13 protein-coding genes are annotated in these 14,888 nt (G+C 65.4%); 9 read left to right on the forward strand and 4 right to left on the reverse strand.

The annotated features are described in order from the left end of the window. Nucleotides 1-185: 185 nt before the first annotated feature. Nucleotides 186-2,084 carry a chloride channel protein gene (locus VMS96_00620; GenBank protein ID HVP41899.1) on the reverse strand — a complete coding sequence of 633 codons (1,899 nt, stop codon included), beginning with the start codon at nt 2,082-2,084 and terminating at the stop codon, nt 186-188. A gap of 206 nt (nt 2,085-2,290) precedes the next feature. On the opposite strand from VMS96_00620, the gene VMS96_00625 reads away from it, so the two are divergent. The 3 genes from VMS96_00625 to VMS96_00635 all read left to right on the forward strand — a co-directional run bounded on the left by VMS96_00625 (nt 2,291) and on the right by VMS96_00635 (nt 5,178). Then, nucleotides 2,291-3,160 (forward strand): DUF1003 domain-containing protein, encoded by an 870-nt coding sequence (locus VMS96_00625; GenBank protein ID HVP41900.1) that lies wholly within the window; start codon nt 2,291-2,293, stop codon nt 3,158-3,160. 276 nt (nt 3,161-3,436) lie between these two features. Further along, nucleotides 3,437-4,786 (forward strand): tRNA uridine-5-carboxymethylaminomethyl(34) synthesis GTPase MnmE, encoded by a 1,350-nt coding sequence (mnmE, locus tag VMS96_00630; protein HVP41901.1) that lies wholly within the window; start codon nt 3,437-3,439, stop codon nt 4,784-4,786. A 2-nt stretch (nt 4,787-4,788) separates the two neighbouring features. Further along, entirely contained in the window at nt 4,789-5,178 is a 390-nt protein-coding gene (locus VMS96_00635; GenBank protein HVP41902.1) for an RNA-binding S4 domain-containing protein, read from the forward strand. Here the strand turns inward: VMS96_00635 and VMS96_00640 are convergent. Next, nucleotides 5,175-5,507 (reverse strand): hypothetical protein, encoded by a 333-nt coding sequence (locus tag VMS96_00640; protein HVP41903.1) that lies wholly within the window; start codon nt 5,505-5,507, stop codon nt 5,175-5,177. The genes VMS96_00635 and VMS96_00640 overlap by 4 nt on opposite strands. Nucleotides 5,508-5,593: 86 nt before the next feature. Continuing rightward, nucleotides 5,594-5,782 (reverse strand): 50S ribosomal protein L28, encoded by a 189-nt coding sequence (rpmB, locus tag VMS96_00645; GenBank protein ID HVP41904.1) that lies wholly within the window; start codon nt 5,780-5,782, stop codon nt 5,594-5,596. Between the two features lie 236 nt (nt 5,783-6,018). Here rpmB and gatB point away from each other — a divergent pair, with 236 nt between their 5' ends. Beyond that, a complete protein-coding gene (gene gatB, locus VMS96_00650) occupies nt 6,019-7,479 on the forward strand; it encodes an Asp-tRNA(Asn)/Glu-tRNA(Gln) amidotransferase subunit GatB (GenBank protein ID HVP41905.1) in 1,461 nt (486 codons plus the stop codon). Between the two features lie 68 nt (nt 7,480-7,547). On the opposite strand, the gene VMS96_00655 is transcribed toward gatB, so the two are convergent. Continuing rightward, nucleotides 7,548-8,174 carry a hypothetical protein gene (locus VMS96_00655; GenBank protein ID HVP41906.1) on the reverse strand — a complete coding sequence of 209 codons (627 nt, stop codon included), beginning with the start codon at nt 8,172-8,174 and terminating at the stop codon, nt 7,548-7,550. Between the two features lie 106 nt (nt 8,175-8,280). Here VMS96_00655 and rsmG point away from each other — a divergent pair, with 106 nt between their 5' ends. The 5 genes from rsmG to VMS96_00680 form a co-directional block, all read left to right on the forward strand. Next, the gene (rsmG, locus tag VMS96_00660) at nt 8,281-8,910 is read left to right on the forward strand and encodes a 16S rRNA (guanine(527)-N(7))-methyltransferase RsmG (GenBank protein ID HVP41907.1); all 630 of its coding nucleotides are present in this window, start codon (nt 8,281-8,283) and stop codon (nt 8,908-8,910) included. A gap of 536 nt (nt 8,911-9,446) precedes the next feature. Beyond that, nucleotides 9,447-10,265 carry a ParA family protein gene (locus VMS96_00665; GenBank protein ID HVP41908.1) on the forward strand — a complete coding sequence of 273 codons (819 nt, stop codon included), beginning with the start codon at nt 9,447-9,449 and terminating at the stop codon, nt 10,263-10,265. A gap of 58 nt (nt 10,266-10,323) precedes the next feature. Beyond that, a complete protein-coding gene (locus VMS96_00670) occupies nt 10,324-11,250 on the forward strand; it encodes a ParB/RepB/Spo0J family partition protein (protein HVP41909.1) in 927 nt (308 codons plus the stop codon). A gap of 246 nt (nt 11,251-11,496) precedes the next feature. Beyond that, on the forward strand, nt 11,497-13,188 hold the full coding sequence (locus VMS96_00675; GenBank protein HVP41910.1) for a metallopeptidase TldD-related protein: 1,692 nt from the start codon (nt 11,497-11,499) through the stop codon (nt 13,186-13,188). Between the two features lie 13 nt (nt 13,189-13,201). Beyond that, the coding region (locus tag VMS96_00680; protein ID HVP41911.1) for a metallopeptidase TldD-related protein at nt 13,202-14,888 on the forward strand (1,687 nt) is incomplete at its 3' end.

The raw sequence follows: 14,888 nt of genomic DNA on the forward strand, positions 1-14,888 counted from the left end.
CTGCGCGACAACCCCGCCCTCAAGACCGAGAGCACCGGCGAAGGTAGCCACCGCTCGGTCGTGGTCTATCCCAGGGACTACAAGCCGAAGACCTCCGGCAAGCCGGCTCCCCGCGTTCTGCCGTAACCCTCGCACTTGTCATCCTGAGCGAGGCGCGTATGCGCCGAGTCGAGGGAACCCTACCCTTACGACGCCCCTGCCCGCTCCAGCCGGATCAGCCGCACCTCGATGGCCTGCTCCGCCCGGCTGGCTGCTTCCAGCCGGCGCTTGTGCGCCCGCAGCAAATCGCTGCGCGTCATCCAGCCCACCACCTTGGTGGGCGCTTCGCGGGTGACCACCGGCAGCCGTCCAACGTCTTCGCTGACCATGTGGTCGGCGGCCTCGCGCACCGAGTTGTCCTCGTACACGATGGCCGGCGCCCGCTTGAGGATCTTCTGCAAGGGCACATCCGCCGGCGCGCCGGGGCTGAAGATGTCGCGCCGGGTCAGCACCCCGACCAGGTCGCCTGGCTGGTCGAGCACCGGCCAGCCCTGATGCCCGGTGCCTGCCACCCGCGACTCCAGCCAGGCGCGCACGCTGGCCACGGTGTCGTCGGCGCGCAGCGCCACCACCTGCCGCGAGGCGCACTCCTTCACCAGCACCTGGTCGAGGAAGTCCACGGTGTAGTCCATCACCACGCGCGCCCCGCGCCGCGCAATCTTCTCGGTCATGATGGTGTTGCGCATCATGAAAGCGGAGATCAGGTAGGCGGCGCTGCATCCGCCCAGCAGCGGCAGCAGGCCCACCGGCTGCCGCGTGGTCTCGAAAGCGAAGACCACCGAGGCCAGCAGCGCCCGCGAGGCCCCCGCGAACATGGCCGCCATCCCCACCAGCGCCGCCAGGCGCACGTCCAGGCCGAGGCCAGGCAGCACCGCGATGACCCCGGCCCCCAGCACCGAACCCAGCCCGCCGCCGATGGTGAACAGCGGCGCCAGTGTCCCGCCCGAGGTCCCGCTGCCCAGCGAGATCGCCCAGGAGACGAACTTCAGCACAAACAGAAAGAACACCGCCCGTCCCACGACGCTGCCGGAGATGATGTGCTCGATGTTGTCGTACCCGACGCCCAGGGTGTGCGGGGAGAAGTAGCCCACGACGCCCACGGCGATGCCGCCGATGGCCGGCCACCACATCCAATGGACAGGCAGGCGCTCGAAGGCGTCTTCCACGCCGTACACCGCGCGCGTCACCCACACCGAGACCACGCCCACGATCGCCCCCAGCACGATGTACATGGCTTCGGCGGCGCCGCTGGGCGTGGGCACGCTGGGCATGGGGAAGATGGGCGCGCTGCCCACGAACGCGACCCGGATCCCCGCCGCGGTGGCGCAGGCCAGCGCCACCGGGATCACCGAGCGCGGGCGGTATTCGAACAGCAGCAGCTCGATGGCCAGCAGCACCGCGGAGATGGGACTGCCGAAGGTGGCGGCCATGCCCGCCGCCGCGCCCGCCGCCAGCAGCGTCTTGCGCTCGTCCACGGTGATCTTCAGCACCTGCCCCACCAGCGAGCCCAGCGCTCCCCCGGTGGCGATGATCGGCCCCTCGGCCCCGAACGGTCCGCCCATGCCGATGGCGATAGCCGCCGAGACCGGCTTCAGGAAGGTCACCCGGGGCGGGATGCGGCTCTCGCCGAACAGGATCTGCTCCATCGCCTCAGGGATGCCGTGTCCGCGGATGGCCGCCGAGCCGTAGCGCGCCATGAGCCCCACGATCACGCCCCCGACCACCGGCACGGCGATCACCCACGGCCCCAGCCGGTTGTAGGCTGGCGAGCTGAACTCGGAGGAGAGCCGTCCATAGAACGACAGGTTGGTGATCAGCCCGATCAGGCGGGTCAGGATCTGTGCTCCCACCGCGGCGATCGCGGCGATGCCGATCGCCGCCAGGCTGATGAAGACCACTCGGAGATTCACCAGCGCCGATTGCCGGGGCGCCCGCGCCCGCTCCAAGGTCGGCGCCAGCGAAGCGTCCATGGGCAGTCCGTTGGTGGTGGACGCCCGTGCTACTTCATGCCCGTCACCGCCGCGCGTCTTTCCGTCTGGTGTCATGCTTCTTTTAATCGTATCACGATATATTTAGCCCCGGGAACCCCTCCTGCTCAGTCCTTCCTCGTTTTGCTGGTCCTGGGACCGTACACGGGCAGGAGAGCCCGTGTTCCCCCATCCGGCTTCTCAGGATTATAACCACCGCTCACAATCCCATTGCTCTCCCGCCCGCAGAACTGGGATGATGCGCTGCAACAGGGGGTTTTTGCATGGCGACCGACGCTTCCGCTTTGGCCGATGTCCCAATGTTCTCGCTGCTCGATGACGAGGAGCGCTCCACCCTCAGCGAGCTGCTCGACCTGCGCCGCTTCGAGAAGGGCGACACCGTCTTCAGCTTCGGCGATTCCGGCGACGCGCTCTACCTGGTGCGTTCCGGCAAGGTGCAGGTCTTCGTCGAGAACTACCAGGGCGACAAGATCCCGCTGGCCGACAACGAGCCCGGCGACATCTTCGGCGAGATCAGCCTGCTCGACGGCGGGCCCCGCACCGCCACCGCGGTCGCCATCGAGGACAGCGAGTGCCTCACCCTCGACCGCGAGAAGCTGCTGGAGTTCGTCTCCCGCCACCCCCACGCCGCCCTCGACCTGCTCACGGTCATGGGCCGCCGCCTGCGCGCCACCGACGAGCTGCTGCGCACCCACGTCACCCGCAACCTCAACGAAGAAGAGGAGGAGCGCCTCACCTTCGGCCAGCACATCGCCGACCGTGTCGCCAGCTTCGGCGGCTCCTGGACCTTCATCATCGTTTTCGGGCTGATCCTGTTCGCGTGGATGGGGCTCAACGTTTACATGGCCACCCACGCCTTCGACCCCTATCCCTTCATCCTGCTCAACCTGGTGCTCTCCACCCTGGCCGCGCTGCAGGCCCCGGTGATCATGATGAGCCAGAACCGCCAGGCCCAAAAGGACCGCCTGAAGGCCGACCTGGACTATGAGGTCAACCTCAAGGCCGAGCTCGAGGTCGCCCAGCTCCATAACAAGGTGGACCGCCTCTACGAGGCCATGCAGGCCCACTTCGCCATGCACGAGAAGCGCCTCAGCGGCATCCTCGGGAGCGGCAGCTCCCAGCCCGCCGGCTGACGCCCGGCGTTACCTCGGTTTCTTTGCCGGTTACCTCGGCTACATGACACCGGCCCTCGCCCGTGCCATGCTGGCCCCAGGTTCCATTGATGCTTCGCTTCTGATGCGGTTAGGCTCCTCGTTGCGGTGACACCCAGGGCGCGGCTTCGGCCGCGCCCTTTTTCTTGCCTCTCCTGACTTGCGTGACGCGGCCGCCCCCGGCCGCGAATGACCGAACGAAGTTGTAGCCCGCTCGCCCTCGAGCGGGCCCGCAGGGCGATTTAGAATGCGGGGACCTTGCACCCCGACGACACCATCGTCGCCATCTCCACGCCCCCCGGCCGGGGCGGCATCGGCGTGGTGCGCCTCTCCGGCCCTGAAGCCCGTTCCATCGCCCAGCCGCTGCTGAAGCTCCAGCAGGACCTGGCGCCGAACCGCGCCCTCTTCGGCGAGCTGCTCGATCCCAGCACCGGCGAGCGCATCGACGAGGTGGTCGTCACCTACTTTCAGAAGCCGCATTCCTACACCACCGACGACGTGGTCGAGATCTCTGCCCACGGTTCGCCCGTGGTGCTGCGCCACCTGGTCGAGCTGTGCCTGGCCCGGGGCGCCCGCCTGGCCGAGCCCGGCGAGTTCACCCTGCGCGCCTTCCTCAACGGACGCCTCGACCTGGCGCAGGCCGAGGCGGTGCGCGACCTCATCGAATCGCAGACCCTCTACCAGGCCAAGGTCGCCGCCCAGCAGCTCGAGGGCGCCCTCTCCAGGCGGCTGCAACCCCTCAAGCAGGAACTGGTCAACCTGATCGCGGTGATGGAAGCCGGCATCGACTTCGCCGAGGACGACGTCGCCGTCCTACCCTGGGAGGAGATCGAGCGCCGCATCGCCGCCGTGCGCGCCCCGCTGGAGAAACTCGCCGAATCGTTCGCTTACGGCAAGGTGGTGCACGAAGGCCTGACGCTGGCCATCGTCGGCCGCCCCAATGTCGGCAAGTCGTCGCTCTTCAACCGGCTGGTGGAGCGCGAGCGCGCCATCGTCACCGCCAGCCCCGGCACCACCCGCGATTTGGTGAGCGAGACCGTCTCGCTCGGCGGCATCCCAGTGCGCCTGGTGGACACCGCCGGCATCCGCCCCTCTCGCGACGAAGCTGAATCCATCGGCATTCAGAAGACCTTCGAAGCGGCCGCCGATGCCGACCTTGTCCTCGTCGTTCTCGACGCCTCCCGGCCGCTGACTGATGAAGATGACGCCCTGATCGCTCGCTTCCAGGACCGTGCTGCCGTCGTGATTGAAAACAAATCGGATTTACCGGCGACTGGCGACCGGCGACTGGCGACCTCGGTACTGCGCACCTCCGCCTTGACCGGCGACGGCATCGACCATCTTCGCCGGCAGATCCTCGCCAGAGTGAGTAGCGACGGCGCCGCCCGCGAGAGCGGCTTCCTCACCAGCGCCCGCCACCAGCAACTGGTGCGCGACTCCATCGCCGCCCTCGACGCCGCCGCCCGCTCCACCCGCGACCGCGTCCCCCACGAGATGGTCCTGCTCGATCTCTACAGCGCCCTGCGCGCGATCGACACCATCACCGGCCAGACCACCGCCGACGACATCCTCAACCTCATCTTCAGCAGCTTCTGCATCGGGAAGTAGCTATGGATACCGTGCGACTCGACACCTGGCTGTGGGCGGCGCGCTTCTTCAAGACGCGCTCCCAGGCCAAGCGCGCCTGTGAGCTGGGGAGGATAAGGGTGAATGGCCAGGCCGCGAAGCCGGCGCACGTCGTGCGCGTCGGAAACCGCCTGCTTGTGACCAACGAGAGCGGCGACTTCGGCATCGACGTCCTGCTGCTCAGCGCGATGCGCGGCCCGGCGGCCGTCGCCCACACCCTGTACCGCGAGACCGAGGAGAGCCGCCTCGCGCGCCAGAAGCTGGCCGAAGCGCAGAAGGCGGCCCGCGCCTTCGACATCCTGCCGCCCAGCCGCCCCACCAAGCGCGACCGCCGGCTGATCATGCGCTTGCGCGGCCGCACCGACGACCGCTAGCGCCGGGACTGCGCTTCCAGCCGCTGCACCCGCCGCTCCATCTGGGCCAGCAGCATCTGCCACATGTCGATGTCCAGCTCGAACTGGTGCTTCAGCGGCCCGGTGGTGTTGGTCACGAACCCGAGGTTCGACCGCATCTGGTTCAGGGTCACGTTCATGCGTTGCAGGTCGGCCTTCAGGGCGTCGAGCTCCGCCTGATCGACCGCCGGCGCGGGAGCGCTTTGCGGAGCCGCGGTCTTGTCACGCTTTTCGCTCGATGGGGATTTTGCGGTCTGCGCCGCAGCGCCCGCGGCCAGCAGGATGACGAGAGCGAGGGCAAGGGTCTTCATGCCTCACCTCCGCTCATGATTGTCGCTGATTTCGGATGTGCGCGTCTTACCCGTCGGCCCGCGAAGCGAAGAAGAAGAGGAAGGACCTACGCCTTGACGACTTTACCGCTCCGAAGACAGGCGGTGCACACCCGCAGCCGCTTGGTGGCTTTGTTCACCCGCGCCCGCACCGGCCGCAGGTTCACGTTCCAGCGCCGCTTGGTGACATTGTGCGCGTGGCTGATGTTGTTGCCGAAGCGCGGCCCCTTGCCGCACACATCACAGACTCGTGCCATGACTTCTCCAGATAGCTCCAGAACTGCTAGGCTAAACCTCGATTTTACAGGATGCTTCGGTTCTTCGGCAAATCGAGGCGTCTTGCGGGCGTCTGAGCCCGCAGCCGAAATCCTGAGCGCGCCAGCGCGAAGGATCTCTCACCCAAAGTAGCCCGCGCGCCTCGCGCGGGCCGGGTGCCCCACCCAAGCCCGGGTTTGGCTTGGGTGGGTGAAACGCTGGCTATAATCGTCCGATCATGGCCACGAGCTCCAAATCCGCCGATGTCAGCTCCAAGTACGAGCCCGTCATCGGCCTCGAGGTCCACGTCCAGCTCCTCACGAAATCGAAAATCTTCTGCGGCTGCTCCACCCGCTTCGGCGACCCGCCCAACACCAACGTCTGCCCGGTCTGTCTCGGGCTCCCCGGCGCCCTGCCGGTGCTCAACCGCCAGGCGGTCGAGTTCGCGGTGCTGGCCGCCACGGCCCTGAACTGCCAGGTCCGCGAGACCTCCATCTTCGCCCGCAAGAATTACTTCTATCCCGACCTGCCCAAGGGCTACCAGATCTCGCAGTACGACAAGCCGCTCGCCGAGCACGGCTTCATCCAGCTCGCCGGAGGAAAGCAGATCGGCATCACCCGCCTGCATCTGGAAGAGGACGCCGGCAAGAGCCTGCACGACGGCCTGCCCGACTCCGCCGACCGCACCTCCATCGACCTGAACCGCACCGGCGTGCCCCTCATCGAGATCGTCAGCGAGCCCGACCTCTCCTCCCCCGACGAAGCCCACGAATACCTCACCCGGCTGAAGGAGATCATCCTGTTCACCGGGGTCAGCGACTGCAACATGGAGGAGGGCTCGCTGCGTTGCGACGCCAACGTCAGCGTCCGCCCCCGCGGCCAGAAGGAGTTCGGCACCAAGACTGAGGTCAAGAACGTCAACTCCTTCCGCTTCATCCGCGAGGCCCTGCAATACGAGATCGAGCGCCAGGTCGAGGTGCTCTCGTCCGGCGGCAAGATCGTCCAGGAAACCCGCCTCTACAATCCTGCCGAGGGACGCACCTACAGCATGCGCTCCAAGGAAGAGGCCCACGACTACCGCTACTTCCCCGAGCCCGACCTGCTGCCGCTGGTGGTGGACGCCGCCTGGCAGAGGAAAGTCCGCGACTCCATGCCCGAATTGCCCGAAGCCCGGCGCAAGCGCCTGGTCGCCGACTACGGCATCACCGACTACGACGCCGGTGTGCTCACCGCTTCGCGCACCCTGGCCGACCAGTTCGAGGAGGCCGCGAAGTCATCCAAGAGTCCCAAGCGGGTCGCCAACCTGGTACAGAGCGAACTCATGGGGCGGCTGAAGGCCAAGGGCCTGGAGATCGAGCACTCCCCCATCTCGATGAAGGGCGTGGCCATGTCCGCCGACCTCACCGAATCCGGCGCCATCTCCAGCAAGATCCTCAAAGACCTCTACGACCAGGCCTTCGAACAGGGCGTGGACTTCCCGGTTATCTACGAGAAGGAAAAGCCGCAGCAGATCACCGACACCGCTGCGCTGGAGAAGATGATCGACGAGGTCATCGCCGCCAATCCCAGGCAGGTCGAGCAGTATCGCGGCGGCAAGACCACCATCCTTGGCTTCTTCGTCGGCCAGGTGATGAAGGCCTCCCGCGGCCAGGCCAACCCCGCCCTGGTCAACGAGCTGCTCCAGAAGAAACTGCAGTAGAGACGCCCGTCAGGGCGTCTCCTTGGCGGATTCCAACGCGCTATGGACTATGCCCTATGGACTATGCGCTACTCCACCGGCGTGGCCCGCACCGTCATGGTCCCGTCCACGTCTTGTGGGTTGTCGCGGTCGCGCACGAAACTCACTTGGCGCTCGGGGCTGTCCGGCGCCGCTAGCGGGTCCAGCAGCTTGATCTCTTTCACCATGAAGATGCGGTTGTTATTGGGCCCGATGTACTCGTCATACATTAGCCCGTCCACCAGGTAGGGGTGCCCCTTCCACACGAACAACCACGGCGATCCTTCGCGGATGGAGACGATCATGTCGTCGAGCACCGCGGGCGGGCCCACCGTGTACTTCGTCTTCAGCCGTACCTTGCGGCCGACGTCCAGCAGGTACTCGCCGTCCACCGCCTGCGCCAGCTCCTCCATCGGGCGCAGTTGCTCCCGGCACAGTTCCCCGCCCTCGATCTTGGTGATCCAGTACTTCTGGTCCAGGCTGACGCCCTGCATGCGCAGGATCAGTTCCACGCCCGCGGCCCAGCCGAAGTTCTCGCATTTCTGCGCCGGCTCCGGCACCTTCAGGCCCCGGATGTCCACCACCTGGTTGGGCCGCGCCAGCAGCGGGATCGCCGGCTTCTTGTCCGCCCACGCCGCTCCCGCCAGCAACACCATCAGAAAAAGTGCTCTCCGCATGCGCGTACTATAGCTCACGACCTGCTGTGCGCTATGCACTATGCGCTATGTACTATGCGCTGGCCCTGTACTCTGCCCTCTGCCCTCTGTACTCTGTACTGCTCCCGTGGATCACGCGCGCATCGCTTCCCTGCTCGAGCTCTTCGCCCCCGGCCTCTCCGCTCCGCAGCTCGCGCAGCTCTCCGCCTATCTCGACCTGTTGCTGCGCTGGAACGCCCGCATCAACCTGACCGCGGTCCGCGATGCTGAAAATATCGTCACACGACACTTCGGCGAGTCGCTCTTCGCCGCCCGCCGCCTCTTCCCTGCCCCCGATGCCTCCGGGGACGTGATCGACCTGGGCTCCGGCGCCGGCTTTCCCGGCCTGCCCCTGAAGATCCACGCCCCCGCCCTGCGCCTGGCCCTGATCGAGTCCCGGAACAAGAAGGCCGCCTTCCTGAACGAGGTGGTGCGCGCCCTCGATCTGCGCGACGTCCAGGTCTTCTGCGGCCGGGCCGAAGACTTCCCCGGCCGCGCCGGGCTGGTCAGCCTGCGCGCCGTCGAGCGCTTCACCGCCGCGCTCCCGGTCGCTGCCCGCCTGGTTGCCCCCGGCGGACGCCTGGCCCTCCTTATTGGTACCGCGCAAATCGCCTCCGCCCAGGCCGCGCTGCCCGGCTTTTCCTGGTCCCAACCTGTTGACCTTCCTGGTTCCTCGCAGCGCGTTCTGTTCGTTGGCACCAGCCAAGATTGTCAATAACTGCACAGTTAAGGTGGGAGGACGATGGCCTGAGAATCGTTGGTTCTGTGCCCTGACACCCCGCACTCAGGTCATTCTGGCGGTCAGAGTGGGAAGACTTAGCTTAATGCACCTCATCTGTTAACCTATTCTCTCTGCGAACCACGGATGACAAGAATCAAGAAAGTAAAAGTGGTACAAATGTCGCCTGGAACAGCCAAATCTGTGCACCGGTTAGCCGTAGTCGCGCAGAAATGTAGGGCTGAGTGGGAAATAGCTGAGGTTTGTACCAAGAGAGGTACCCTCCGTTGCTGGCAGCACCTGCCTTATCACGAACCATCCATCTAACAAGTGGTCCAGGGGGCCCCACTCCAAGCCCCATCCGGCACTCCCAGTGGTAGATTCTCGATTGTTCTACGTAGAACAATGAGCGCTGGCCGGGTCCGCTCCGCCCGATTGTTCTACGTAGAACAATTCCCACAGTTTCCACAATTTCTCTCCTTGAATGTGAAATGCGCGGCGGCTACTCTCGGCTTGGCGGTTCTCCAAGACAACCAATGGGACGCGTCATCGCGGTTGCCAACCAAAAGGGCGGCGTGGGCAAGACCACGACCGCCATCAACCTGGCTGCGTCTCTGGCCGCGGCGGAGATCCACGTCCTGCTCCTCGACTGCGACCCGCAGTCCAACAGCTCCAGCGGCCTGGGGTTCGATCGCGACCCGGAGCGGCTCAACACCTACCATCTGCTGATGGGCGCGGCCGCGGCCGAGGAGGCGGTGCAGCCCACCGCGCTCGAAACCCTGTGGGCGATCCCGTCGCACCGCAACCTGATCGGGGCCAACCTGGAGCTGGTCGAGGCGGAGCGGCGGGAGTTCCGGCTGCGCGACGCCGTGGCCCCGCTGCGCGAGCGCTTTCAGTACATCGTGGTGGACTGTCCGCCGGCGCTGGACCTGCTAACCCTGAACGCGCTGGTGGCCGCCGACTCGGTGCTGATCCCGATGCAGGCGGAGTACTTCGCGCTCGAAGGCGTGAGCGAGCTGCTGGAGACCATGGAGCGGGTGCGGCAGAACTTCAATCCCGACCTGGTGGTCGAGGGCGTGGTGCTGACCATGTACGACGAGCGGACCAGCCTGGCCCGGCAGGTGGCGAGCGAGCTGCGGGAGTACTTCGGGGAGAAGCTGTGCCAGACGACGATCCCGCGCAACGTGCGACTGGCGGAGGCGCCGAGCTACGGCAAGCCGGCGCTGCTGTACGACGTGCGCTCGCGGGGGGCGGAGGCGTACATCCGGCTGGCGAAGGAGATCCTGGAGCAGGGGAACGGGCAGGCGGCGGAGGCAGTGGCGGTGGCGGAGCAGGGAAGGGGAGATATATCGTGATACGATATAAATCACCAGCAACGAAGATCGAAGAAGTCAGAGCGCAGAAGTGGATCGCATGACGGTGCAGACCACGGACAAGAGGAAGGCGCTGGGGAGAGGGCTGGATTCGCTGCTGCCGAAGAAGGCGGCGACGCCGGCCGCGCCCGCGGCGCCGGCTCCGGGCGCATCTCCGGCCCCGGCGGCGGCGGCAGCGCCGGGCGAGGCGGTGGAGCAGATCCCGCTGGAGTTGATCGAGCACAATCCTTACCAGACGCGCTCTTACATGCCGGAGCACTCGCTGGTCGAGCTGACGGATTCGATCAAGGCGGCGGGGGTGATCGAGCCGATCATCGTGCGCAAGGCGCCGGGCGGGCGCTATCACATCATCGCCGGGGAGCGGCGGTACGCGGCGTCGAAGCGGGCAGGGAAGAAGACGGTGCCGGCGGTGGTGGTGCAGGTCTCGAACGAGCAGGCGATGGAGATGACCATCATCGAGAACCTGCAGCGCGAGGACCTGAACGCGCTGGACCAGGCGACGGCCTACGACCGGCTGTCGCGCGAGTTCAACCTGACCCAGGAGGAGATGGCGCAAAAGACGGGGAAGCCGCGCTCGGAGGTGGCCAACTACCTGCGTCTGCTGAAGCTGCCGGGGGCGGTCAAGATGGGAGTGCAGCAGGGGGCGATCTCGTTCAGCCACGCCAAGGTGCTGATGTCGCTGGACGACCCCAACCTGATCATCAAGGTGGCGACGAAGATGGTCAAGGACGCGCTGTCGGTGCGGCAACTGGAGGACCTGTGCTTCGAGGTCAAGCACCCGATCGAGAAGGCGAAGGCGGCGGCGAAATACGTCGATCCCAACGTGCGCGAGGCGGAGAAAGAGCTGGAGCGGGCGCTGGGGGTGCGGGTGCGGATCAAGGACAAGCGGGGGAAGGGAAAGATCGTGATCGAGTACGCGTCGCTGGAGGACTTCGACCGGGTAGTGGAGAAACTGTCGAAGAAGTAGCTAGTAAGGGGCCGAAAAGCGCTGGCGAAGAAGTAGTCAGGAGTCGGGAGTCAGGAGTCGGGAGTCAGCGGGCCGGGCGGGGACGCCCGGCCTACGTGTTTTGGGATTGCGTGACAGGTCGGGTTGGGAGAAGATGCTGAACGCCGGGCGAGCCGGAGCGTATCTGCCGGTCCCTCATCCGCCCGCAAAGGCAGGCACGAGGTGTCAGCTCCCAGGGGGTCGTTTAGAAGAATCCTTTGTGCAAGGTTGGCGGCAACGTTGTGCTGGCTCGGGCTGCTGGTGCTGAGCGGCGTGGCGGCAGGCCAGGAAGTCTCCAACGATCCGGTGCTGGCGACCATGCGGCAGGAGATGGAGCGGTCGCTCGAGAACCTGAAGAAGACGCCGATCCCGCCTTACTTTCTTTCTTATCAGCTCACGGACAACCACGCGATCCACATCCATGGGGCCTTCGGGGCGCTGCTGAACAGCAACGAGGAGCAAACGCGGCTGCTCGATACCGATCTCCGGGTGGGCGACTATGCCCTCGACAATACACACTCGATACGGGGCGGGGATTACTCCTTTCCCGACTGGGGCGAACAGCTCGGCCGGCGGCAGCTTCCGCTTGACGACAACCGCGATGCGCTGCGCATGGCGCTCTGGTATGAAACCGATCAAAGGTACAAGCACGCCATCGAGCGCCTGGGGGCGATCAAGGCCAATGTGCAGGTGAAGGCTGATCCGGAAGACCACTCGCCGGACTTCTCCCGCGAGAGCAAGGAGCGGTATGCGGAAGCGGAGGCGCAACTGTCCTTCGACCGTAAAGCCTGGGAAGACAGAATCCGCAAGTACTCCGCGCCCTTTGCGGAACACAAGGAGATCATCGAGGGAAGCGCGTACGTGGTCGCCGAGGTGGAGACGCGGCGTTATGTGAACAGCGACGGGAGTGTAATCCGGACCTCGTCGCCGTTCTACCGGTTGATCATTTCGGCGTCCAGCAAGGCCGAGGATGGGATGGAACTGCCGCTGCACCAGACGTACATGTCGTTCGAGCCGGAGGGCCTGCCGGATGACGCAACGGTGCTGAAAGACGTCGGGCAGATGGTGAAGAACCTGCTGGCGCTGCGACAGGCACCGTTAGCAGAGCCGTACACCGGACCGGCCATCCTCTCCGGCCGGGCAAGCGCGGTGTTCTTCCACGAGATCTTCGGCCACCGGATCGAAGGCCACCGCCAGAAGAACGAAGAAGAGGCGCAAACCTTCAAGAAGAAGGTCAACCAGGCGATCCTGCCCGATTTCCTGTCGGTGTATTCGGACCCAACGCAGCGTCGCGCGGGGAAGACCGAACTGGTCGGCTATTACCTCTACGACGACGAGGGGGTCAAAGCGCGGCGGGTGGTGGTGGTGGACAAGGGCGTGCTGAGGAACTTCCTGATGTCGCGCACCCCAATCGAGGGCTTCGATCATTCGAACGGGCACGGGCGGCGACAGCAGGGATACCGGGTGGTCGCGCGGCAATCGAATCTGCTGGTGGAGGCGAGCACGCATGTCCGGCGGGCCGAATTGAAGCAGCGGCTCATCGAGCAGATCAAGGCGGCGAACAAGCCCTACGGCCTACTGTTCGACGATATCGAGGGCGGCTTCACCTTCACCCAGCGCTTCTTGCCCAACGCTTTCAATGTGCGGCCGACGATGGTGTACCGGGTCTACCCGAACGGCCGGGAAGAGCTGGTGCGCGGTGTAGACCTGATCGGGACGCCGCTGATCGCCTTCAGCAAGATCCTGGCGGCGGATGACGAGGTGAGTGTCTTCAACGGGGTGTGCGGCGCAGAATCGGGGTGGGTACCGGTGTCGGCCACGGCGCCGGGGCTACTGATCTCGCAGATCGAAGTGCAGCGCAAGGAGAAATCGCAGGAGCGGTTGCCCATCCTGCCGCCGCCGTCGGCAAGCGTCAAGTAGAGGTCGAGGGCCTATGGCAAACAAGAGTCCGATCTGGGCGATCATCGCCGTGATGTGCTTGGCGGCGGGCGGGTGGGCGCAGGACGACGTGGTGCTGAAAGCGATGCGCGACGAGATGGCGCGCACCGTGAGCCAATTGCGCCTGCACGACATGGACAAGCCCTATTTCGTCGCCTATCGGGTGAAGGAGCTGGAGAGCGCCAGCGTATCGGCAAGCTTGGGAAGCCTGACCCAGAGCCGTCCCAACCGCATGCGATTCCTTTCGGTCGAATTGCGGGTCGGCGACTACTCGCTCGACAATGGCAATTTTCTGTCTACCACGAGTTTCAGCGGCGGGATGTCGCGGATGTTCCGAAGCATCGAACAGGTTCCGCTCGATGACAACTATCTGGAGATCCGCCGGCAGCTCTGGTTGGCGACGGACGCCGAGTACAAGAAGGCGCTCGAGGACCTTGCCGGCAAGCGCGCCGCCCTACAGACGCGCAAGGAAACCGAGCACATCGCGGACTTCAGCAAAGAAGAACCGGAGACATTGTTCGTGGCGCGGAAAGCGGCCCCGATGGACCTGGCTGGGCTGGAGAAGCTGGCGCGGGAGGTTTCAGCGATCTTCAAAGCGATGCCCGACATCTACCAGTCGGGAGTTGCCATCGAGTTCCAGAATTCCTACGTCCGCTACGTGAACAGCGAGGGAACGTCGTTCACGCAGGCGGAACCGATGCTGAAGATTGACGTGCGGGCGGAAACCCAGGCAGCCAACGGGCAGCCGATCCGCGACTCTATCCATCTGTGGGCCCACTCCCCATCCGAACTTCCCAAGACGGAGCAGATCGCGGGACGGGCGCGGGAGCTGGGAGCACGGCTGGCGCGACTGCGTGCAGCCGAGCCCATCGAGACCTATAACGGACCGGTGCTCTTCGAGGGCGAAGCTGCCGCCGAGATCTTCGCTCAAGCATTCGCTCCAGGGTTGCTGGCCACGCGGATGCCTATGAGTGACGAGCCTCGGTTCGAGATGTACTTCGACCAACTGGCCCGGCGGATGGGCGGAGCATCCTTCCTGGACAAGCTCGGGGGCAGAATCATGCCGGATTTTCTTGACGTGACCGATAACCCCAAGCTGACCGAATATGCAGGGACCGCCCTGATGGGCTCCTACCGCCTCGACGATGACGGAGTGCCGGGACGGGAGACCAAGCTGGTGGAAAAAGGGATCCTGAAGACGCTGCTCACCACGCGAACGCCGGTGAGGACGATTGCCCGGAGCAGCGGCAACCGGCGCGGGATGGGACCGGCGCCGAGCAACCTGATCGTGACCGCCCGGAACAGTTCGCCGGAGGACCAGCTGCGCAAGGAACTCTTGCGGCGGGTGACGCAGCGTGGGATGGGCTACGGCATCGTGGTGCGCCACATGGGCGGCGCTGAAGTCGAAGATGTATTGCGAACCGCAGCGCTGGTCACGCGCCAAGCTGCGCCATCGGCGACACTGGTCGAGGTCTACAAGCTTTTTCCGGATGGACGTGAAGAGCCGGTCCGGGGCATGGAACTGATGGATCTGACAGCCGCCATGTTCAAGGACATCGTAGCGGCGGGCGATCGACCGGTGGTTTACACCAATCTGTTCATGTTGAAATTCGGCGGCCTGTTCTCGTATGGCATGGCGGCCGGGATGGAGGTTCCGGAGGTGTCGTTCGTTGTACCGCCGC

Source organism: Terriglobales bacterium (assembly GCA_035543055.1).
In the GTDB taxonomy this organism is placed as follows: Bacteria; Acidobacteriota; Terriglobia; order Terriglobales; family Acidobacteriaceae; genus JAIQFD01.

Coding starts and splice junctions, on each gene's coding strand:
- VMS96_00620 (HVP41899.1), bottom strand. CDS start 2,084: ATGACACCAGACGGAAAGACGCGCGGCGGTGACGGGCATGAAGTAGCA.
- VMS96_00625 (HVP41900.1), top strand. CDS start 2,291: ATGGCGACCGACGCTTCCGCTTTGGCCGATGTCCCAATGTTCTCGCTG.
- VMS96_00635 (HVP41902.1), top strand. CDS start 4,789: ATGGATACCGTGCGACTCGACACCTGGCTGTGGGCGGCGCGCTTCTTC.
- VMS96_00640 (HVP41903.1), bottom strand. CDS start 5,507: ATGAAGACCCTTGCCCTCGCTCTCGTCATCCTGCTGGCCGCGGGCGCT.
- rpmB (HVP41904.1), bottom strand. CDS start 5,782: ATGGCACGAGTCTGTGATGTGTGCGGCAAGGGGCCGCGCTTCGGCAAC.
- gatB (HVP41905.1), top strand. CDS start 6,019: ATGGCCACGAGCTCCAAATCCGCCGATGTCAGCTCCAAGTACGAGCCC.
- VMS96_00655 (HVP41906.1), bottom strand. CDS start 8,174: ATGCGGAGAGCACTTTTTCTGATGGTGTTGCTGGCGGGAGCGGCGTGG.
- VMS96_00665 (HVP41908.1), top strand. CDS start 9,447: ATGGGACGCGTCATCGCGGTTGCCAACCAAAAGGGCGGCGTGGGCAAG.
- VMS96_00670 (HVP41909.1), top strand. CDS start 10,324: ATGACGGTGCAGACCACGGACAAGAGGAAGGCGCTGGGGAGAGGGCTG.